The 20,899-nt window shown below is 33.7% G+C and carries 24 protein-coding genes; 10 read left to right on the top strand and 14 right to left on the bottom strand.

Annotated features, from left to right (window positions below; translation table 11 throughout):
* Positions 1-80: 80 nt before the first annotated feature.
* From hemF to QLQ96_RS04660, 11 genes are all read right to left on the bottom strand, one after another.
* Complete coding sequence (hemF, locus tag QLQ96_RS04710; protein WP_482495099.1) at positions 81-986, bottom strand: oxygen-dependent coproporphyrinogen oxidase; 906 nt, start codon at positions 984-986, stop codon at positions 81-83.
* Positions 983-1,528, bottom strand: a complete 546-nt coding sequence (locus QLQ96_RS04705) for a GNAT family N-acetyltransferase (protein ID WP_482495097.1) — start codon at positions 1,526-1,528, stop codon at positions 983-985. The genes hemF and QLQ96_RS04705 overlap by 4 nt, the downstream gene beginning before the upstream one ends.
* 1 nt (position 1,529) lies before the next feature.
* Positions 1,530-1,907 (bottom strand): hypothetical protein, encoded by a 378-nt coding sequence (locus QLQ96_RS04700; protein WP_482495096.1) that lies wholly within the window; start codon positions 1,905-1,907, stop codon positions 1,530-1,532.
* Positions 1,908-2,033: 126 nt separating this feature from the next.
* Complete coding sequence (locus tag QLQ96_RS04695) at positions 2,034-2,585, bottom strand: transposase (protein WP_482495095.1); 552 nt, start codon at positions 2,583-2,585, stop codon at positions 2,034-2,036.
* 140 nt (positions 2,586-2,725) lie between these two features.
* Positions 2,726-3,751 carry a uroporphyrinogen decarboxylase gene (gene hemE, locus QLQ96_RS04690; protein WP_482495093.1) on the bottom strand — a complete coding sequence of 342 codons (1,026 nt, stop codon included), beginning with the start codon at positions 3,749-3,751 and terminating at the stop codon, positions 2,726-2,728.
* A gap of 106 nt (positions 3,752-3,857) precedes the next feature.
* A complete protein-coding gene (locus QLQ96_RS04685) occupies positions 3,858-4,523 on the bottom strand; it encodes a uroporphyrinogen-III synthase (protein ID WP_482495091.1) in 666 nt (221 codons plus the stop codon).
* A 6-nt stretch (positions 4,524-4,529) separates the two neighbouring features.
* Entirely contained in the window at positions 4,530-5,111 is a 582-nt protein-coding gene (locus tag QLQ96_RS04680) for a hypothetical protein (protein WP_482495089.1), read from the bottom strand.
* An 8-nt stretch (positions 5,112-5,119) separates the two neighbouring features.
* Positions 5,120-6,043, bottom strand: a complete 924-nt coding sequence (hemC, locus tag QLQ96_RS04675; RefSeq protein WP_482495088.1) for a hydroxymethylbilane synthase — start codon at positions 6,041-6,043, stop codon at positions 5,120-5,122.
* Positions 6,044-6,227: 184 nt separating this feature from the next.
* Positions 6,228-7,478: a glutamyl-tRNA reductase gene (gene hemA, locus QLQ96_RS04670; protein ID WP_482495086.1), complete on the bottom strand. Its 1,251-nt coding sequence runs from the start codon at positions 7,476-7,478 to the stop codon at positions 6,228-6,230.
* Between the two features lie 360 nt (positions 7,479-7,838).
* Complete coding sequence (locus QLQ96_RS04665) at positions 7,839-8,423, bottom strand: hypothetical protein (protein WP_482495084.1); 585 nt, start codon at positions 8,421-8,423, stop codon at positions 7,839-7,841.
* Between the two features lie 16 nt (positions 8,424-8,439).
* A complete protein-coding gene (locus QLQ96_RS04660) occupies positions 8,440-8,874 on the bottom strand; it encodes a hypothetical protein (protein WP_482495082.1) in 435 nt (144 codons plus the stop codon).
* A 368-nt stretch (positions 8,875-9,242) separates the two neighbouring features.
* Between QLQ96_RS04660 and QLQ96_RS04655 the strand changes: the two genes are divergently transcribed.
* From QLQ96_RS04655 to QLQ96_RS04620, 8 genes are all read left to right on the top strand, one after another.
* On the top strand, positions 9,243-10,109 hold the full coding sequence (locus QLQ96_RS04655; RefSeq protein WP_482495080.1) for a helix-turn-helix domain-containing protein: 867 nt from the start codon (positions 9,243-9,245) through the stop codon (positions 10,107-10,109).
* A 239-nt stretch (positions 10,110-10,348) separates the two neighbouring features.
* Entirely contained in the window at positions 10,349-11,362 is a 1,014-nt protein-coding gene (gene hemH, locus QLQ96_RS04650; protein WP_482495079.1) for a ferrochelatase, read from the top strand.
* 36 nt (positions 11,363-11,398) lie between these two features.
* Positions 11,399-11,935 carry a hypothetical protein gene (locus QLQ96_RS04645; RefSeq protein WP_482495077.1) on the top strand — a complete coding sequence of 179 codons (537 nt, stop codon included), beginning with the start codon at positions 11,399-11,401 and terminating at the stop codon, positions 11,933-11,935.
* Positions 11,922-12,470 (top strand): CopD family protein, encoded by a 549-nt coding sequence (locus tag QLQ96_RS04640; RefSeq protein WP_482495075.1) that lies wholly within the window; start codon positions 11,922-11,924, stop codon positions 12,468-12,470. Before QLQ96_RS04645 ends, QLQ96_RS04640 begins: the two co-directional genes overlap by 14 nt.
* 212 nt (positions 12,471-12,682) lie before the next feature.
* Positions 12,683-14,098, top strand: coding sequence for an ATP-binding protein (locus tag QLQ96_RS04635; RefSeq protein WP_482496914.1), 1,416 nt, complete (start codon positions 12,683-12,685; stop codon positions 14,096-14,098).
* 11 nt (positions 14,099-14,109) lie between these two features.
* The gene (locus tag QLQ96_RS04630; RefSeq protein WP_482495073.1) at positions 14,110-14,892 is read left to right on the top strand and encodes an enoyl-CoA hydratase/isomerase family protein; all 783 of its coding nucleotides are present in this window, start codon (positions 14,110-14,112) and stop codon (positions 14,890-14,892) included.
* Between the two features lie 85 nt (positions 14,893-14,977).
* On the top strand, positions 14,978-15,376 hold the full coding sequence (locus tag QLQ96_RS04625; protein WP_482495072.1) for a hypothetical protein: 399 nt from the start codon (positions 14,978-14,980) through the stop codon (positions 15,374-15,376).
* A gap of 13 nt (positions 15,377-15,389) precedes the next feature.
* Positions 15,390-15,911 (top strand): hypothetical protein, encoded by a 522-nt coding sequence (locus QLQ96_RS04620; protein ID WP_482495071.1) that lies wholly within the window; start codon positions 15,390-15,392, stop codon positions 15,909-15,911.
* A gap of 97 nt (positions 15,912-16,008) precedes the next feature.
* On the opposite strand, the gene QLQ96_RS04615 is transcribed toward QLQ96_RS04620, so the two are convergent.
* From QLQ96_RS04615 to QLQ96_RS04605, 3 genes are all read right to left on the bottom strand, one after another.
* The gene (locus tag QLQ96_RS04615) at positions 16,009-16,662 is read right to left on the bottom strand and encodes a metal-dependent transcriptional regulator (protein WP_482495069.1); all 654 of its coding nucleotides are present in this window, start codon (positions 16,660-16,662) and stop codon (positions 16,009-16,011) included.
* Between the two features lie 83 nt (positions 16,663-16,745).
* A complete protein-coding gene (locus QLQ96_RS04610) occupies positions 16,746-18,614 on the bottom strand; it encodes an Nramp family divalent metal transporter (protein ID WP_482495067.1) in 1,869 nt (622 codons plus the stop codon).
* Positions 18,615-18,688: 74 nt separating this feature from the next.
* Complete coding sequence (locus tag QLQ96_RS04605; RefSeq protein ID WP_482495065.1) at positions 18,689-19,081, bottom strand: Fur family transcriptional regulator; 393 nt, start codon at positions 19,079-19,081, stop codon at positions 18,689-18,691.
* A gap of 94 nt (positions 19,082-19,175) precedes the next feature.
* Here QLQ96_RS04605 and QLQ96_RS04600 point away from each other — a divergent pair, with 94 nt between their 5' ends.
* Positions 19,176-19,529: a MerC domain-containing protein gene (locus QLQ96_RS04600; protein WP_482495063.1), complete on the top strand. Its 354-nt coding sequence runs from the start codon at positions 19,176-19,178 to the stop codon at positions 19,527-19,529.
* 201 nt (positions 19,530-19,730) lie between these two features.
* A complete protein-coding gene (locus QLQ96_RS04595) occupies positions 19,731-20,639 on the top strand; it encodes an NAD(P)/FAD-dependent oxidoreductase (protein ID WP_482495061.1) in 909 nt (302 codons plus the stop codon).
* Positions 20,640-20,899 lie beyond the last annotated feature (260 nt).

Genomic DNA, 20,899 nt, shown 5'->3' with positions numbered 1-20,899 from the left:
TTTAAAATTATGATTTTCTAAATTCAGCTCTAAGATAAGTCTTTAAATCTATGTTTCTATGTGTTCAATAAATTTTTAAACTATGAAATCCATTCACGAGGATTTTCTAATACGTTTATCAATTTTTCTTCTTCGCTTCCCGCTTCCGGATGATGATCATAAACCCATTGCACATGCGGAGGCAAACTCATCAAAATACTTTCGATTCTTCCGTTGGTTTTTAAACCGAATAAAGTTCCTTTGTCATGAACCAAATTAAATTCAACATAACGACCACGACGGATTTCCTGCCACGTTCTTTGTTCTGGAGTATACGAAAGATTTTTTCTTCTTTCCACAATCGGAACATACGCTTCAAGGAAACTGTTTCCAACTTCGGTTACGAAATCGTACCAATTTTCCATTGACATTTGTTCATTTGCTTTGCAATAATCAAAGAATAAACCGCCGAGTCCACGAGCTTCATTGCGATGCGCATTCCAGAAATACGAATCGCATTGTTTTTTATATTTTGGATAAAACTCTGGATTATGTTTGTCGCAAGCCGTTTTACATGTTTGATGAAAATGTTTTCCATCTTCTTCAAACAAATAATAAGGCGTTAAATCTTGTCCGCCACCAAACCATTGTTCGATAACATTTCCTTTTTCGTCGTACATTTCGAAGTATCGCCAATTGGCGTGCACAGTAGGAGCCATCGGGTTTTTCGGATGAATCACCAAACTTAATCCACACGCAAAGAAATCGGCTTCGCCAACTCCAAACATTTTTTGCATCGTTTCTGGCAATTTTCCGTGAACGGCAGAAATGTTGACACCGCCTTTTTCGAAAACAGAACCGTTTTCAATAACGCGCGTTCTTCCGCCACCGCCTTCAGGACGTTTCCAAAGATCTTCACGGAATTTTGTTGTTCCGTCAACAGCTTCTAATCCAGCACAGATTTTATCTTGTAATTGTTGTATGTAGGCGTAAAATTTATCTTTCATGATTTTATATATTCTGATTTAAGAAGTCCAAAATAAACAGAGTTTTGCAAAGTGCCGTCTCCATTTCTAAATTCGTCCCTTAAAATTCCTTCTTTTTTAAAATTATGTTTTAATGCAATTCGCTGACTTGCGATATTGATTTCTGAAGTACAAATAAAAACCTTGTTCAGCATTAATTCGTTGAAACAAAAATCAAGAGCATCAGCAACCATTTTTGAAGTAATTCCTTTTCCCTGAAAATCTTCATCTGTAAAATATCCTAATTCACATTTAGAAATGCGATAATCGATGGTTTTTACGCATAAATAACCAATTAATTTATTGGTTTGAATGTCTCGCGCATAAAAATGAAAACCTTCTTTGTTCTTCTCTTTATCGCTACTTAGCGATAAAAAATTATGTGCTTTTTCTAGAGAATCTGAGTTAGCGAGTGTAACTGGAAAAGTTTTTCCAATGTGAGTTTTATTCTTCTCAACAAGTCTGTAGAATTCTTCAGGAAGAATATTCTCAATTCTGTCTATTTTCCAATCTGTAAAACTCATTTTATTTGTTTTTAATAGATGAAATTTTAGCATTTATTCCGAAAGAAAAAGCTTTGCTTTCAGCTTGAATATATTGATAGACTGCCAAAGCTTTATCTTCAAAATTATAATTTTCATCTTTTGAAAGTTCCATCAAAATATCAGCAAACTGTTCCAATTGTTCCCAATCAAAATGGACACGCATTAATAATGTTATCAGATCTTCATTAGAATAATCAACCAGGCTTTCTATGTTTAATCCAAATTCTTTGAGCTGGTTTTCAAGTTCTGATTTTTGTAAGTCATTTAAAGGATAAGGTACATATATAAGAGTTCGTAGCGTTTTAAGTACGTTATCAATTCTAATTTTTTCTTCGTCTCTTAAGCCTTTGTTGAGCATTTTTTGTTTTTCGTTCTCCTGCAAGGTTTTCAAAACCTTGTAGGTATTAATTGTACATTTTGTATATAAATCGTTTTTAAAATCTAGACCTACAAGGTTTTGAAAATCTTGCAGGACGAAACGAGATTATTCGAAAGTATACGTTTCGTTTAAAAAATCATTCTTCTGATTATGACAAAAGATGAAATTTTCAAAATCTCCAAATAAACCTAAAGTTTCATCTCTTTCTATTTTTGTTTCCTTATCAGATAAATAAGCCTGGTAGGATGAAAATTTGAAACTTCTAAAATCCAAATCAAAATGATGTTTCGGATTCAAATGAACATAAACGATCAATTGTTTTAAATAAGTTTCGTCTTTTAGTCTTATTCTTTTAAAGTGCTTTTCAAATAAACTTCCAGTTCTTTTAATTTGTTTATTGAATGCTTTCGCATAAGAATTAAACAAATTTGAAAATGCTTGAGTAACTTCTTTTTCTTCAGTATTTAGCCGAACAACCAAGTGAAAATGGTTATTCATTAAACAATAGGCAAAAATTGAAATTTTATCAGCTGAATATTTGGCTAGTTGTTTTAAGAAATAAAGTTTGTTGGCATCATTTTCAAAAATAGTTGTGCCATTAATGCCACGATTATAAATATGATAATAACAATCCTTCTCTAAAATCTCTAACTTCATATTCCCATTCATTTTCTCGTCCTGCAAGGTTTTCAAAACCTTGTAGGTCTTCTACATATTTAATCTAACTTTCGAACATACCTACAAGGTTTTAAAAACCTTGCAGGAAAGCCAACTGCGACTGAAAACTGAACACTAAATTAATTCCCGTATTCCTTCACTGCGTCAATAAACGCTTTTGCGTGATCTACAGGGATATTTGGTAAAATTCCGTGACCTAAATTTACAATATATTTGTCTTTTCCGAACTCGTCGATCATTTCGTGAACCATTTTCTTGATCGTCGGAATTGGAGAAAACAATCTCGACGGATCGAAATTTCCTTGTAAAGTAATATTTCCACCAGAAAGATAACGAGCATTTCTAGCCGAACAAGTCCAGTCAACTCCAAGAGCCGAAGCTTTACTTTTACCCATGTCGCCAAGCGCAAACCAACATCCTTTTCCGAAAACGATAACCGGTGTAATTTCTGCTAAAGCATCAACGATTTGGTTGATATATTTCCATGAAAATTCCTGATAATCAACAGGAGAAAGCATTCCTCCCCAAGAATCAAAAATCTGAACAGCATTTACACCCGATTTTACTTTTTCTTTTAAGTATAAAATAGTGGTGTCTGTGATTTTTTGTAATAAAGTGTGCGCCGCAACTGGATTTGAAAAGCAGAATCCTTTTGCAGTATCAAAACTTTTAGAACCTTTTCCTTCAACAGCATAACAGAAAATTGTCCAAGGCGAACCCGCGAAACCAATTAACGGAACTTCGTCATTCAACATTTCTTTAGTCAATTTTACAGCGTCGAAAACGTAGCCTAAAGTTTCATTTACATCTGGAACATAAACTTGATTTACTTGTTCCATCGTACGAATTGGATCTGGAATAATCGGACCCAAATTGTCTTTCAATTCTACGTGAATTCCCATTGCGCGTGGCACAACCAAAATATCTGAGAATAAAATCGCAGCATCTGGAGCAATTCTGCGAATTGGCTGAACTGTGATTTCAGCAGCTAATTCCGGAGTTTCGCAACGTGTGAAAAAATCATATTTATCACGAAGTGCTCTAAATTCTGGCAAATATCTTCCCGCTTGACGCATCATCCAAACTGGGGGACGCTGAACTGTTTCTCCTTTTAATGCTTTTAAAAATAGGTCGTTTTTTAACATCTCTTATTTTCTTTATCCTGCAAGGTTTTCAAAACCTTGTAGGTGTTGTTGTTGATTAATATAGATACCTACAAGGTTTTGAAAACCTTGCAGGAAATCTCGTTTGTTATTTATATTCTTGAATTACATCTTCGATCACATCCTCGATTGTAGGCTGATCTGCGACGATAATGTTTTTGGTGATTTTTGATAAAGCTTCCGCAGTGGTTTCTCCAATGCAAAAACAAATTTGTTTATTTATAGTGTTGTCTTTCAAATAACTCTTAACGCCAGACGGACTAAAAAATAAAATCGCTTCTGGATTTGCTTTTATTTTTTGAGGATGTAAAGTCGTTTCGTAAACCTCAATTTCATTGAATTTAATTCCGTTTTCTTTTAAAGCTTCCGGCAAAGTATCTCGTCTAAGATTTCCGCTGAAAAAAGTAAAACTCTCGCTGCTGTAAATCAAAGTAATAATTTCTGCTAAATCTGAAGCGTAGCCTGTGTAAGCCACAACGTTAAAGCCATTATCGCTTAAAAGCGTTTTAGTTTTAAGTCCAACGCAATAGACGTTTTTATTTTTTAATTCCTCAGATTTTGGGTCAGATAAAAAACTGTGAACGGCATTCTGACTCGTAAAAATCAAACTTTCGTTGAGGTCTTTCAATTCGAAAGGTTTGTTTTCTGTTTTAATGAAATCGGCTTCGATTAATTCGACGCCATATTTCATCAGCTCTTGTTTATTTAGAGGAGATAATATTTTAGTAGATAGTATTTGAACTGATTTTGCCATTATTTTTTATTCTTCTTTCTTTTCATTCAATGCCTTTAGCAATGCTTTTTTCCATTGATTGACATAATTGTCTTTTTCGTAATCAGGGTTTTTGTTAGTTAAATCTATAAAATAGTTTACTAATCCATCCCAATCCTCAAGTTTTCCTTTTTCAAACAATTCCCATCCTAATTCTTCTATTGTCCAACTTGCTTTGGCTGAATTACGAATCATAGAAGTCGTTATCCAGTTGTTCTCATTATCTTCTCCAAGTCTTGTTACCGGAACATGGTGATCGATAGTTGGGAATAAATCCCAATAAATTATATGTGTTTCAGATCTTTTCCAATTTTTTTGATACTTAAAAATATCAGGAAATTCTATTGTTAATATTTTTATCAATCCGGGGAACAATAATTTATTACCTGAATACCGATCAATAAAGCCATCTCTTAAAAAGATTTTACACATTTGATATTTAGAATATTGTCTCTTTTGAGTTAGATTATCCATAAAAGGATAATTTTCATTTGCAAAATCTACACAATCTTGTTTTTTATCATCCAATAATAATCCACATATATTCTTTATCAATAAAGCTTTGTCCATGAAACTAATTATTTATTCAAGGACTCTTTAATTTTCTGCATTAATTCCGTACCTCCATTATTCAAAATCTCTTGTGCGGCGTGGAAACCTAATTTTTTCCATTCTGAAATATCGACTGTTTTGTCAATTTCCAGTTTTTGTTTTCCATCAATAGAAAGCAAAACGCCTTGAAAATGCAAAGTATCTTCGTCTTCATTATACGTTACCAAAGAACCAATTGGCGCGGTACAACCTCCCTCAAGTGTTCTTAAAAACTGACGCTCAATATATGTACAGATTTCAGTTTCGATATGATTTAACTGAGAAAGTGCATCCAAAGTATAATTGTCATTTTCCATTGCAACTACAAGCATTGCGCCTTGTGCTGGTGCGGGAATCATCCAATCTAAATTGATGAAGTTTTCTGGTTTCAGATTAATTCTTTCTAAACCAGCAGCAGCAAAAACAGCTCCGTCCCAGTTGTTATCTTGTAACTTTTGCATACGAGTGTTCACGTTTCCGCGTAAATCAACTACGGTATGATTCGGGTATTTATTGAACCATTGTGCCTGACGACGCAGGCTTCCAGTTGCAATTGTGCTTGGATTTGTAAAATCAGGATTTCCTTTATGGACTAAAATATCTAAAACATTGGCTCTTTCCAAAACCGCCGCCTGAACGATACCTTTTGGCAAAGCCGTCGGAACGTCTTTCATCGAATGCACCGCAATATCAATGTCGCCATTGATCATCGCAATGTCTAAAGTTTTCGTGAAAATTCCCGTGATGCCGAGTTCATAAAGAGGTTTATCCAGAATAATATCACCTTGAGATTTTACGGCAACAATTGAAGTTTTATAACCTAAATCGTTTAGTTTTTTCTCTACCGTATGTGCTTGCCAAAGTGCTAATTCGCTGTCACGCGTTCCTATTCTGATTGTTTTTTCAGCCATGTTTTGTTTTTTGAACCATATAAGTTATATAATTGAATTTAAGCAGTTTGGGTAAAACATACTTGTAAATCAAACGAACATAACTTGTTTTTTATTTTTGAACCATATAAGTCATATAAGTAAATTTAAGCGGTTTGAATAAACACAGTTTTTAAATGGACTTATATGACTTATATGGTTTAAATTAAGATGCTTTTATTTTGAAGACTTTTTCGATCCATTCGATGCTTTCATCGACCATGGTGTCGTCGTCTTTTAAATGATTTGCGAAATGTGTAGTGATTTTTTGGATGATTCGGTTACTGATGATTTCAGCTTGAGCTTCATTAAAATCGGCAATTTTTCTGCTTTGAAAATCTAGTTCCGATGCTTTGATCGCGTTTAGTTTTTCTTTTAAAGCGTTGATTGTTGGAGCAAATTTTCGGCCTTTCATCCAGATTACAAATTCTTCTTTGATTTCTTCGATGATCGCTTCAGCTGCCGGAATGTGTAATTTTCTGTTTTCCAAAGTTTCATCTGTCAATTGAGACAAATAATCCATGTGGATTAAAGTTACGCCTTCCAATTCCTCAACATTTTCATGAACGTTTTTCGGAATAGACAAATCTAAAATCAATAAAGGTTTTTTCAGATTTAAAATCGCTTTGTCAACTGTTGGGTTTTGCGCGCCTGTTGCAACAACTACAACATCGGCTTTTTGAAGTTCTAAATGCAATTCAGAGTAATCTTTAACAATCAAATTTAATTTTCCTGCTAATTTCTCTGCTTTATCTTTAGTACGATTTATTAAAGTGATGTGCTCGTTTTTAGTATGTTTTACTAAATTCTCGCACGTATTTCTTCCGATTTTTCCAGTTCCAAAAAGCAAAATGTTTTTATTGCTAATGTCTTCTACATTTTTAAGAATGTATTGTACAGATGCAAAAGAAACCGAAGTTGCGCCAGAGCTTATTTCAGTTTCATTTTTAATTCTTTTGCTCGCCTGAATAACCGCATTCACCAGTCTTTCCATGAAATTATTCGCTAATCCTAAAGATTTTGAATGTGTAAAACTGGTTTTAATTTGAGATATAATTTCGAAATCGCCTAAGATCTGACTGTCTAAACCAGTTCCTACACGAAATAAGTGATTGATTGCTTCTTGATTTTTGTAAACAAAACCAACCTTTTGAAAAGCGTCAACAGAGCCATTGCTATTATCACAAATCAATTTTATTAATTGAAAGGGATGTTCTGCAAAACCATAAATCTCGGTTCTGTTGCAGGTTGAAGTAACTATTAAACTTTCTATTCCATCGTTTTTAGCTTGTTCCAATAAGCGAGTTTTCGCAACGGCATCCAAACTAAATTGACCTCTAACCTCAGCATCAGCTTTTTTATAACTCAGACCAACTGAATAAAAATAAAGGTGTTTCGGTACGTTATTGTTTTCCATAAATTCACTTCATTATAAAGTGCAACAAAATTATTACTATACCATCGATAAAAATAACGCTAAAAGTACTTTTTATGTCGCTGTATGTTTTTTTGATTCTAATCGGGTCTTTTTATTTAAAAATCAGCACTTTTATAGCAAATTCAAGTCGTTCGAAATGTTTTGTTTAGAGCCATTCTAAATAACTTACAGCAAATTGATAAAATTTGCCTTAAAAAAAATATCGCTAAGGGTTCAGAAAGTAAATCTTGATTTTTGGGAATTATTTGCGATCTGATTGACGTTATTTTTATTCAAGATATTATATTGAAAAGAAAGCGCTATCTTAAATTTTAAAATAGCGCTTTCAAGAAAATGAAATTATTTTTGAACGATTGGAGTTCTTAATGACTCCAAAACTGCAACGATATCAGTGTAAAGTTCTGTGTTAGAAGCAACCCCGTTTGCGTTTGCAGCAGCGCCAACATAACCTTCAAATTTGGTATAATCTGCAGTACTTGCTTTTGTTCCCATACGTGGATTTTTTGCAGGATCGTGTGCAGCAACCATATTTAATCCTGAATATGCGTTTACAGCATTTGTTCCTCCCGTATTAAAAGAGAAGAAATCTGTAAGATTATCTGATAATTTGGCAATATTTGTAGCTTGAGTAGTTCCAGTTTCGGCCAAAAGCGGTGCAAAATGCGCTTGTAAGTTTCCTGAAGCATTTGACTGTATGTCTGCAACGATTAATCCTATAGTGGAATTTACGACTTTACGGAAACTTAGACGTCCTTTTTCGATCATCTGTCCTGAATTATCTGGATCTGAAACCATAGCAGAACCTCCTAATCTCTCATAGATTGTAGCTTTTTCGACTGGTTTATCATCGTCATTGCTACAAGAAGCTAATGATGCCGATGCGGCGATTAGTACGCTCAGGGTAATTTTAGAAAAATTTTTCATAATAAATATTTAAAGGTTAATTAAAAAACTGATTTATTTTTTTTGATAGTTTGTAGCTGTAACTATCTTGATCTACAGGGCAAACTTCTTTACTTGCAAGAGTGGCAGGTAAAATGTAGCGTTGAGCATCATAATTTCCTTTGCTCATTAATTCGTTGTATACTTTTTCAGAATTGGTAATTTTATTATTATGGAAATAAACCACTACATTTCTTTTTACAATTATAGAATCTGAGGTTAAACCTTTAATAGATCTTAAATCGGAACAAATCTTTTTTGCAGATGCAGCATCTATATTTTCTTTGAAGTCGATTCTGCTTACTTGTAAATTCGGACTTTCATAAACGGCTGGCTTTGCTGTAATGATGTGGAAAACTAAAATGGCAAAAAATAACACTCCCATTATTAATAGTGCCAAAAGTCCTTTTTTAATTATTTTATTAATTTCCATAAAATCTATTGTTTAATTGTTGATTTGTTTTTTTAAGAATCATTTACGTGCGGTTTTGGTAATTGGTTTTGTTAAACAGTAGAGAATCGTCAATTTAGAACAGTTATAAATACCGTAGGAAATAATTGATGTTTGTTTTTTTGTATGAATCAGATGGAAATCAGTAAATTAACATTCTTTATAATGAAGGTTTGATCTCAATAGAATTAATGAAATTGATAGAAAAAGAAGGAAAAGACTTTGAAAGAATAAAGAAATTATAAATTTAGAAGCAAGTAAACGATAAACCCATCAAAAAGATTTAATTTTGGAAAGCCAAATTGGAGTTTATCAAAAATGATATTATAACTTGAATAAAGTAAATTACAATGGAGGAAGAAATAAAGATTGAAGACGACTTTACGCTAATCAGGTTTCAAAACGATAGTGCAGAACCTTTTAATGCACAGCACGAGATTGGCACCGGATTGATACAATTTCATTTTGGAATAAAAGGAAATGCCAAATTCTTGTTCAATCAGGGCAATTATGCTTTAGAATTGAAAGAAGAAAAATCACTGCTTTTGTACAATCCGCAGAAAGAATTGCCGCTTCATTTAGAACTCGCTCCAAACTCTTGGGTGATTTCTGTAATTGTTTCTATCAAGAAATTTCACGCATTGTTTTCTGCAGAAGCAGATTATATTACGTTTTTAAGTCCTGATAATAAGGATAAAAAGTATTATAACGAAGGAAATATCAGTCCGTCAATGGCGATTGTGTTGAGTCAGTTGTTTCATTATAATCTCCATCCTTCGATAAAAAACCTTTATTATAAAGGAAAAGGTTACGAATTATTGAGTTTGTATTTCAATAGAACGGAAGATCCAAACGCAGAACAATGTCCTTTTTTGATTGACGAAGACAATGTTTTGAAAATTAGAAAAGCAAAAGAAATCATCATCGCCAATATGGCTGAACCACCCGGATTACAAGAGCTTTCAGATGAAATTGGTTTAAATTTGAAAAAGCTAAAAATGGGTTTCAAACAAATTTACGGCGATACGGTTTACGGTTTTCTATTTGATTATAAAATGGATTTCGCCCGAAAACTTTTAGACAGCGGTTCTTATAATGTAAACGAAGTAGGATTGAAAATAGGTTATAGTACAGGAAGTCACTTTATAGCGGCATTCAAAAAGAAATTCGGAACAACTCCTAAAAAGTATTTAATGTCGATTAATGCGAATGTTTAAATTTTTTTTGCCACGAATTTCACGAATTAGCACAAAATAAAAATTTGCTAAATCTGCCGAATCTGCGAGAGAAAATTTCACAAATGCGACAAAATCAATTTTGAATATTCAACAATAATTAAAAAGTAATAATTATCATATTTCTAATAAAGTACAGCGTTTACTTTTGCGGAAATTTTTAAAAACAAATAAAAAAGCTTAAAGCCTAGCGCTTAAAGCCTAAAGCAAAAAAAACAATAATGAAAGGCGTATTATTAGTAAACTTAGGTTCTCCAGAAAGTCCAACTCCAAAAGACGTAAAACCATATTTAGATGAATTTTTAATGGATAAATACGTGATCGATGTTCCGTATTTGTTAAGAGCATTATTGGTTCGCGGAATTATTCTAAGAAAAAGACCAGAAGAATCGGCTCACGCTTACGCGAAAATTTGGTGGGAAGAAGGTTCTCCATTAGTTGTTCTTTCTGAAAGAATGCAGAAAAAAGTGCAACCTTTAGTAAATGTTCCGGTTTCGTTGGCAATGCGTTACGGAAGCATGACAATCGAAAAAGGACTTCAGGAATTAAGCGATAAAGGAGTTACTGATGTGATGCTTTTTCCATTATATCCGCAATATGCAATGGCTTCGACTTTGACAATTTTGGTTAAAGCAGAAGAAATTCGCAAGAAGAAATTTCCTCACATGAAGTTTACAGATGTTCCTGCGTTTTACAATAAACCAGATTACATCAAAAACTTAGCAGATTCAATCCAGAAACATTTGGTTGGATTTGATTATGATCATTTATTGTTTTCATACCACGGAATTCCGGAGCGTCATATCCGCAAAACTGATGTAACAAAGTCACATTGTAAAATTGACGGTTCTTGTTGCAATACGCCATCTGCGGCGCACGAATTTTGCTACCGTCACCAATGTTACGAAACGACAAAACAAGTCATAAAATTATTAGGAATTCCAGAAGATAAATACAGTCTAACTTTTCAATCTCGTTTAGCAGGAGATAAATGGCTAGAGCCTTATACCGATGTTGAAATTGATAATATGCCAGCAAAAGGAATTAAGAAATTAGCGGTTGTAACACCAGCTTTCGTTTCAGATTGTTTAGAAACTTTAGAGGAAATCGCTATGCGTGCCAAAGAAGATTTTGAAGCAAATGGAGGAGAAGAGTTTCTTGCAGTTCCATGTTTGAATGACGATGACGAATGGTGTCAGACGGTTTCTAATTGGATTAATGATTGGGCTAAATAGAGAAAATAGAAGAAAGAGCAAAGAAAAAAAACTTTTATGCGTTTTGAAATTCCTTTTGATGAGAAAAAAACAAGAACACAATCTAAATTAATGTTCGATTTACATTGGAAATCTTTGCTTAGGAGAAATACTTTAAATCTTTATATGGGTTTGGTATTTATTTTATTTGGTATTTCAATAGTTTCCAGTAACGACAATTTGGGTTATATTTTTATTGCAGGTGCAATGCATTATTTCATAAATTTTGTTAACTATCTTTTTCATTATAGAAAATCAAAAAAGAAATATTTTGATCTTGTTGAGGAGAATATGAAAGGATATTTTTTAAACGATCAAATGCATGTGTGGCAGTTTTTAGAAGATTGGTTTTGTTATGCAGATTTTAAGTTTGATTTAAAAATAAATTGGAACTCTTTTAAAACCTTTAGAGTAATAGATGACACAATAATATTGGAAATTAGCAATAATATAGCTTCTAATTTTATTTTTGAAAAAAGTGAAGTAGGAAATGAGAACTTCGAAAAAATTATAGCTTTTATGGAAACAAAAATTAAAAGAGATGGAATATTATAACTATCTAAAATCACTACATCTTATTTTTGTAATTACCTGGTTTGCAGGTTTGTTTTATATTGTGCGTTTGTTTGTGTATCAAATTGAAGCCAACGAAAAGCCTTCTCCAGAAAAAGAAATTTTACAAGCACAGTACAAAATCATGACATATCGTTTGTGGTACATTATTACATGGCCATCGGCGGTTTTGGCGAGTATTTTTGCTTTTTGGATGTTGTTTTTTACCGAAGCTGGTCACGTTTGGATGAAAATGCCTTGGATGCACGTAAAACTGTGTTTTGTTTTCCTTTTGTATTTATATCACGGAAAATGTCATCAGATTTTTAAGCAATTGCAAAACGATGAGGTAAAATATTCCAACAACTTCATGCGTTTATGGAACGAAGGCGCAACGATTATTTTGTTTGCCGTTGTTTTTTTAGTAGTTTTAAAAAGTGCTGTCAATTGGATTTATGGCGTAATCGGAATTGTTTTATTTTCGGTTTTAATTATGCTAGGATTCAGATTTTATAAACGAATCAGAGAAAAGAAATAAGTTTTCAGTCGCAGTGACAGTTTTCAGTTTGCTGAGACTGAGACTGAGACCGAGACTGAACACTAAATATAAGTTTTCAGTCGCAGTGACAGTTTTCAGTTTTGCTGAGACTGAGACTGAGACTGAGACTGAGACTGAGACCGAATACTAAATATATGCTTAACAACTTTAAAATGTCAATGCTTTCGCTTCGTACCAGGATTTTCCTGTCGATGATTGTATTGATCGTTGTGGCATCTTTTTTATTGGCTTCGATTTCGATTATTCAGTTTAAGACTGAGGCCAAAGAATATCATCAAGAACGTTTAGAACGAAAAGAAAATGCGGTAAAAGAACATATCAATTATGTTCTGGCTACAACTACTTATCCGCTGAAAACCCAAAATCTGGATTTGATTTTTAAAGATAAAATTCATGAACTGGCGCAGATTCATAAAATCGAAATCAATATTTACAGTCTTGACGGAAAACTTTTAAAATCTTCAAAAGAGTCTTTTGCCGTTGATAAAGCGCCGCCACCAATTCCGGAATATATTCTAAAATTGGTTCGTTCTTCTATCGAAAAGCGATTTGTAGACATTAAAACGATTGACGGAGTTAAGAACCGTTCTTCATACAGTTTAATTAAAGACGAAAAATTTAAACCGCTCGGAATCTTAAATCTTCCGTATTTAGAAGACGACGGATATTACGACAATGAACTGAATACTTTCTTGATTCGTTTAAGTCAGGTGTATTCTTTCATGTTGATCGTGGCTTTCGCGTTAGCGTATTTCCTTTCAACGTATATCACAAAATCACTAAAAACGATTTCAGAAAGATTAGAAGAAACCAATCTGGATCAGAAAAATGAGAAGATTGTTTTAGAAGCAAACAGCAAAGAAGTCAATTTCCTGATTAAAGCCTACAACGGAATGGTGGAAAAACTGGAAAAAAGTGCTATCAAATTAGCGCAAAGCGAACGTGAAGAAGCTTGGCGCGAAATGGCAAAACAAGTGGCTCACGAAATTAAAAATCCGCTTACGCCAATGCGTTTAACGGTTCAGAGTTTTCAGCGAAAGTTTGATCCTTCTGCTCCAGATGTAAAACAGAAGATGAATGATTACTCAGAAACATTAATTCAACAGATTGATACGATGACCGCTGTGGCTTCTGCATTTTCGAACTTTGCTTCAATGCCAGCTCAGCAAAATGAAACGCTGAATGTTGTTGAGGTTGTCGAATTGGCTTTGGATATCTTCAACGAAGATTATATTTCTTTCGAAAAAGAAGAAGAAGAAATCATCTCGAAAATGGATCGTACGCAATTGATTCGTGTAATTACCAATTTGGTTAAAAATGCCACTCAGGCGATTTCGGAAAATCAGTTTCAAAAATCGATTGTGGTATCTGTAAAAAGAAGAAAAAATAATGTTGAGATTGCCGTAAAAGACAACGGAATCGGGATTCAGAAGCAAGATACCAGTAGAATTTTCGAACCAAAGTTTACTACTAAAACTAGCGGTATGGGACTAGGACTCGGAATTATCAAAAACATCATCGAAAATTACAAAGGAACAATTACCTTTGAGTCAACTTACGGAAAAGGAACTACATTTACCGTTTCTCTCCCTATCACCAACTCATAAAATATACCATCATGAACTACGAAAATCTTTTAATTTCTATTGAAGAAAATATCGCGACAATTACCATAAACAGACCAACAAAACTGAACGCTTTGAATAAAGCTACAATTGGTGATCTTAGTAAAGCGATTCAATTATTGGGTGAAAATGATGATATCCGTGTTATTATTTTAACTGGAAGCGGTGAAAAAGCATTTGTTGCTGGAGCTGATATTTCTGAATTTGCTAATTATACCACTGTTGAAGGTGCGCAATTGGCTGCTGAAGGTCAGGAATCTCTTTTCGATTTAATCGAAGGGCTTAAAAAACCAGTTATTGCGGCAGTTAACGGATTTGCTTTAGGTGGAGGATTAGAATTGGCAATGGCTTGTCATTTTAGAATTGCTTCAGACAATGCAAAAATGGGACTTCCAGAAGTTACTTTAGGATTAATTCCTGGGTATGGAGGAACGCAACGTTTGCCTCAATTGGTTGGAAAAGGCCGTGCGATGGAAATGATCATGACCGCAGCGATGATTAGTGCTGAACAAGGAAAAGATTACGGTCTGGTAAATTATGTTGTGCCTCAGGAAGAACTTTTGTCTTTTACGAATGTAATTGCACAAAAAATCATTAAAAATGCCCCTTTTGCTATCGGAAAAGCAATAAAAGCAATCAATGCTAATTTTAAAGATGGTAAAAATGGTTTTGATGTCGAAATAAAATCATTCGGTGAATGTTTTGGAACAGCTGATTTCAAAGAAGGAACAACAGCATTCTTAGAAAAACGCAAAGCCGAATTTACAGGAAAATAAAATTAAAATACAGAGTTAGCAAAGTGGCACAAAGAATTTAAACCTTTGTCCCTTTGTCCCTCAGAACCTTTGAACCTTAAAAAAAATGTACGAACCAATATTTGCCCTTTTTTGTGAACGAGTTAAAGAAAGTATCCAAACGGGAACTTTCGCTAAACTGACTTTGGCGAAAACCATGGGCGACACTGAGATCAAAAACATTTACTTCAGATTAGTTCTGAATGAAGATAATACGTTTTCAATTTCACTGACAACGAGATATAAAACAGAAGAAATCGAGAGCATTCATACTTTAGATGAAGCGCTTTTGATATTAGGAACCTATATAAAAAAGCCATTTTTAACCGCTTTACTTTTTACAACTGACAACGATGTAACATTCAAAGTAAATAAAAAGAACGCTGGAAGTATTATCGAACAAGAACCAACGTTTAAAAATGCTTCGCCTGTTATGTTAGAAATGATTGAAAAAGGGATTGTTTAGTTAGTTGAATTTTATGGAAATTAAAACTTTTTGGAAAATAATTATTAAAGGCATTGGTTTATGGCTTTTAATAAATAGCGTTTATGTAGTTCCGCAGTTTGCTTCAACATTTACACTCAATGAAAATGGAGTAGATTGGAATGTGTTAACTAGTGTTTGGGTTGTGATTTTTGGAAATCTTTTTATTTACTTACTCATAACAGGATTTTTTCTTTTTAAAACAGATTGGATAGTCAATAAATTGCAGCTTGATAAAAACTTTTCTCAAGAAAAATTAGATGTTAATCTTCCATATCGCACTATACTTTCTATAACAATTGTTGTTATTGGAGCAATAATTTTTGTAGAGGCTCTTCCTAAATTATGTTCGACTATTTATGAATTTGTAAAGCAAAAAGAGGTTATTAAAGATTATTCTGGAACTTCATGGCTTATTTTTTATTTTTTAAAAGGTCTTTCAGGTTACTTAATAATGACAAATAGTAAAACCATAGTTAAGTTTATCGATAAACAAAAAATGGACGAACCGAAATAAAAAAAATCCCAAAACTTTATTTATTAGAGTTTTGGGATTTTTTTTCTGTTTTGTGTATCTGTCAAAAACCTTCGTGTATCTCTGTGAAAGCTCTTTCCTAAACCAGTTTCACAAACAAATTAGAAGCGATTTTATTAGAAATAGACAATTCTCGGTCATTCACTTTAATTTTTACGGATAAATCGAAAGATTCTTTAGATAAAAATTCGATTTTAGAACCCAAAGCAATTCCTTGTTTGTCGAGATATTTCAAAAACTCCGAAGAAGTATCTTTTACGCCAACACAAACTCCGGTTTGATTTTCTTCTAATTCGGATAAAAGCTGTTTTTCAATTTTAATGATTCTTCCATTTGCATCTGGAATCGGATCTCCGTGCGGATCTTCAGTTGGATTTCCAAGAAAATCATCCAAACGATTAATCAATTGCTCCGATTTGATATGTTCCAATTGTTCTGCAATATCATGAACCTCATCCCAGCTAAAATTTAGCTTTTCAACCAAAAACACTTCCCAAAGACGATGTTTTCTCACAATCATTTTTGCGGCTAACTTTCCATTTTCAGTTAAGGAAACACCTTGGTATTTTTTATAATTCACCAAATCTTTCTCCGCCAGCTTTTTAAGCATATCGGTTACAGAGGAAGCTTTTGTTTCCATAATTTCCGCTATAGCATTCGTGCTCACTTCCGTCTCCGAAGTTGCTGTCAAGTGATAGATCGATTTTAAGTAGTTTTCTTCTGAAAAAGTCATTTTTTTTGAGGTTCAAAGGTTCAAAGGTTCAAAGGTTCAAAGGGAAAACTTTGTCCCTTTGTTCCTCTGAGCCTTTGCCCCTTTTATTTAACAATCAACAAAGGTATCGAAATTTTATGTCTCAATTTATCTACTGTTGTACCAAAAAGAATATCTTTCAAACCAGTGTGGCCGTGGGTTCCCATGACAAGAATGTCAAAATCGCCACTATTAATGATTTCTGGAATTGTCTTGTTTGGTTTTCCAAAACCAAGTTCTGTTTCTATTTTAAATCCTTTTTCTGAAAGCATTTCTTTGTATTCTAAAAGCAATTTCTCATCAATCGTAGTTTCATGATCGTGAACGTGAATTCCATACATTAAAGCGCCGACGGTTTCTACAATATGAATAAGAGTGTATTTGGCATCCATTCCGCCCAATTCGATGGCGTGATTCAGTGCGGCTTCATCGGCATTCGAAAAATCAACAGAAACTGCGATGTTTTTGACTTCTTGCGTTTTCTTAGGAGAAAAATGAAGCTGAAGATTATGCGGCGAATGATTGATAGTTTTTGCTTTGAATTTGGCAATAAATGGTTTGAAAACAATATATAAGAGTAAAGCTGAAAATCCGAAAGCTAGAGGCACAACGGTAAACCAAAGAACCATTGGATGATCTGAACTTTCCAGCCAAGAAGTGATTTCGTCATAAACCAATTTTGCATTCAGAGAAACAATGATTGAAGCGATAATCCAAGAAACAACCTGAGTGGTTTTAGAAATATGAAAACCATTCATTTTTGATTTATCGCTCACAAAGTGAATCAGCGGAATAATCGCAAAACCTAATTGCAAACTCAAAATAACCTGACTCAGAATTAGGAGTTTCCCTGTCACGCTTTCGCCATAAATCAAAATCACGATCACGGCAGGAATAATGGCAATTAAACGCGTAATAATTCTACGAACCCATGGCTGAATTCTAAAATGAAGATAACCTTCCATTACGATTTGCCCAGCAAGCGTTCCAGTTACGGTCGAACTTTGTCCCGCTGCAATTAAAGCAATAGCAAATAAAGCCGGTGCCCATTTTGTTCCCAAAAGCGGTTCTAAGAATTTGTGCGCATCCTGAATTTCTGCAACTTCATACATTCCGTTTTTATGGAAAGTCGCGGCGGCAAGAATTAAGATTGCTGCGTTTACAAAAAAGGCCAGATTTAACGCAATGGTAGAATCTATAAAATTGTATTTCAAAGCCTGTTTGATTCCCGCCGGAGTTCTGTCGAATTTTCTCGTTTGCACTAAAGAAGAATGCAAATACAAGTTGTGTGGCATTACGGTTGCTCCGATAATTCCGATGGCAATATATAAAGCAGCCGAATTTGGTATAGAAGGAATAAGTCCAGCCAAAACCTTGTGCATTTCTGGTTCGGCAAAAATCATTTCAAAAATGAAAGAAAACCCAATAATCGCTACTAAAGCTATAATGAAGGCTTCCATCTTACGAATTCCTTTATTGATCAGGAAAAGCAATAAAAAGGTGTCTAAAACGGTAATAAGAACTGCTTCGAGTAATGGAATTCCGAAAAGCAAGTTAATTCCGATCGCCATTCCGAGAACTTCTGCCAAATCGCAGGCAGCAATCGCAATTTCGGCAAGGAAATATAAAATGTAGTTGATGTACTTGGAATAAGTTTCTCTCGAAGCTTGCGCAAGGTCGCGCTGTGTTACAATTCCGAGACGAGCACTTAAACTTTGCAAAAGCAAAGCCATTAAATTACTCATTAATAAAACCCAAACTAAAGTGTAACCGAATTGGCTTCCGCCGGCAATGTCAGTCGCCCAGTTTCCGGGATCCATATAGCCAACGCTTACTAAATATGCAGGGCCTAAGAAGGCTAAAATTTTTCTAAAACCTTTTTTTTTATTTTCTGTAGAAACCGATTCGTGGACTTCTTCTAAAGATTTAGTCATTGTAAAAGTATTGTTTTCACAAATATAGATAAAAATTATATTCGCGGAACAATATTTTTAGACGAGTCTAAAAGCTAAATGTTAGAATTTAAACATTTCGGACATAATCCTGATAAAGTAAAATTGATCTCACTGACTTTGTAATTGTGCGGCATGATATAACTCGGTTTTACCGTTTCGAGGCATGTAATTTCATGACAATTTTCACAGCTGAAATGCGCATGGTTATGAATGTGTACACGCTGGTGCGAATGATTGCATTTAGCATACTTTACCGTTCCGTCCAAATTCGAAATTTTATGAATTACGTCTTCGTTAATTAATCGATCAAGAATTCTATAAATGGTAACGCGATCGCACAAATCATTTAATTGTTTGTGAATTTCGGTATGCGAAAGAGCAGTTTTAGATTTTTCAAATACCTCTAAAACAGCCGTCTTTGCTGCGGTATTACGTGTAGTTTTCATTTTTTACGGAATTAAAAATTAAACGCAACAATGTTGCGTTTAATAAAATTTTTATATATTTGCAACAAATTTGCATTAAGCAAAAGTACACATAATGAAGAAAATAAGCACATCCTTTTACGATATTTTAGGAATTTCAAGCGCGACCATTTGTCTGGTTCACTGTTTGATTTTTCCTCTTTTAACGATCCTTCCTTTAGGATTGAGTCATAACCCATTTATAGATTTACTCTTTGCTTCGATAGGTCTTTTTGCAATTCTCAAAATTATGAAAAAATCATCGCTTTTGGTATCATCAATTTTGGTTGTTTCAATGTCGCTGATTTGGATTAACATTTTGACAGAACTTCTTTTGGAAATTCACCTGGATCTGATTTATTTCGGAGGAATTGGAATGATCTTCGGGCATTTAATCAATTACAAATTACATAGAAAACAAAATCATTAAAATAACCAATTGGGTGAAAGTATATTTAATTTAAACACATAGGAACATAGATTTTATTGTTTCTTTTAAGAGTACATAAAAAGCAAGCTTTAACACATAGTCCTATGTCTAATTATTCTAAGTGAAACGCCTTTTGCAAAATCCTAAAAGCTATGTTTCTATGTGTTAAAAGTAATTTCACCCAACAGATTAAAATAAAATATGGAACAGAAGAATTTTGAAGTGATTATCGTTGGCGGAAGTTATAGCGGACTTTCGGCAGCAATGAGTTTAGGACGTGCTTTACGTCAGGTTTTGGTTATCGACAGCGGTTTGCCTTGCAACAGACAGACGCCGCATTCTCATAATTTTATAACACAAGACGGTGAAAAGCCTCCAGTCATTTCGGCGAAAGCCAAATTGCAAGTTGATATTTATAAAACCGTTCAATTCTATAACGGACTTGCGGTAAAAGCACTTAAAACAGAAAAAGGTTTTGAAATTGAAACAGAATCTGGAGAAATCTTTACAGCGAGAAAAGTATTATTCGCAACAGGCGTAAAAGATTTACTTCCAGAAATTGAAGGTTTTGCAGATTGTTGGGGAATTTCGGTTTTGCATTGTCCCTATTGTCATGGTTATGAAGTTAAAAATGAAAAAACAGCGATTATTGCTAATGGCGAAATGGGATTTGAATTTGCAAAATTGATTTCGAATTGGACAAAAGACCTTCGTTTGTGTACCAATGGAAAATCAGAATTGACTTTAGAGCAAACGCAGATTCTCCAAAAACATGGCGTTTTGATTTTAGAAGAAGAGATAAATTCGATAAATCATAATGAAGGTTATGTTTCAGATATCGTTTTTAAAAATGGAGAAAAGGTTGCCGTAAAAGCTATTTATGCAAGAGTTCCATTTGAACAGCATTGTAAATTACCTCAAAATTTTGGCTGCGAAATCAACGAACAAGGATATTTGAAAGTCGATTTTATGCAAAAAACAACCGTTCCAGGTATTTTCGGAAGTGGTGATGCGACGACTCAAATGCGTTCTGTGGCGTTGGCGGTTTCTTCTGGATCTTTCGCTGGAGCGGTAATTAATAAAGAGATTATCGACGAAGATTTTATATAATGTTTTAAACCATATAAGTCATATAAGATAATTTAAGTTTGTTTTTATTGAGTTGCCCCTAGCTTTAGCTAGGGGTGGGAATTTGAAAAGAAGGCTTTAGCCAAACTAACACTTTTGGCTAAAGCCTTTTTTGTCATTATCAATCTTCATCCAGCTAAAGCTGAACGCAATTCATATTTTAAATGCATTTAGTTTTTAATCATATAATTTAAGTCTAGTTTTTAAATGAACTTATATAACTTATATGGTTTAAATAATTT

It is taken from the genome of Flavobacterium sp. B167r, from assembly GCF_056824315.1.
This window is presented reverse-complemented; position numbering and strand designations above follow the sequence as displayed.